Annotated in this window: 4 tRNA genes; all 4 read right to left on the bottom strand. The window is 49.8% G+C overall.

From position 1 onward, the window contains the following. Positions 1-68: 68 nt before the first annotated feature. The 4 genes from PAT3040_RS30810 to PAT3040_RS30795 all read right to left on the bottom strand — a co-directional run bounded on the left by PAT3040_RS30810 (position 69) and on the right by PAT3040_RS30795 (position 580). Positions 69-144, bottom strand: a tRNA-Thr gene (locus PAT3040_RS30810). A 6-nt stretch (positions 145-150) separates the two neighbouring features. Then, positions 151-225 (bottom strand) — tRNA-Glu (locus PAT3040_RS30805). A gap of 182 nt (positions 226-407) precedes the next feature. Then, positions 408-498: transfer RNA gene (locus PAT3040_RS30800), tRNA-Ser, on the bottom strand. A gap of 6 nt (positions 499-504) precedes the next feature. After that, positions 505-580, bottom strand: a tRNA-Asn gene (locus PAT3040_RS30795). Positions 581-650: the final 70 nt, after the last annotated feature.

The following is a 650-nucleotide window of genomic DNA, read 5'->3' as shown; positions in this document are numbered from 1 at the left end:
GGAATCGAACCCGCGACCCTCGCCTTGGCAAGGCGATGCTCTACCGCTGAGCCACTTCCGCAAAAAGCTGGTGCCGTCGAGAGGACTTGAACCCCCAACCTACTGATTACAAGTCAGTTGCTCTACCAGTTGAGCTACAACGGCACAATATGGTGACCCGTAGGGGATTCGAACCCCTGTTACCTCCGTGAAAGGGAGGTGTCTTAACCCCTTGACCAACGGGCCACATGCTGCATTACCGCATACATTCGCTTTTTTGCGACAAGAGTTATTGTATCACCTTGTCTGCTCATTTGCAAGATTTAATTTCTTAATTTCTCAATCCGCGAGGACTTGAACAAAATAAAAAGACCGATTACGTCTCGGCCTCTCGATGCCATGCGATGAGTCCTTCGGCAAAAAGAATGTGGCGGAGAAGGAGGGATTCGAACCCTCGCACCACTTACGCAGTCTAACCCCTTAGCAGAGGGTCCCCTTGAGCCACTTGGGTACTTCTCCAGGAAATGGCTCCCCGAACAGGACTCGAACCTGTGACAACTCGATTAACAGTCGAGTGCTCTACCAACTGAGCTATCAGGGAATATGTTTCAATGTTTGCACATTGAAAACTGGATACGAAAGTGTGCTGAATCTTTAGCTTGCTTACCGGC

The organism is Paenibacillus agaridevorans (genome assembly GCF_003112455.1).
GTDB classification, from domain to species: Bacteria; Bacillota; Bacilli; order Paenibacillales; family Paenibacillaceae; genus Pristimantibacillus; species Pristimantibacillus agaridevorans.
Note: the sequence above shows the minus strand (reverse complement) of the source record. Positions and strands in the feature narration are given on the sequence as shown.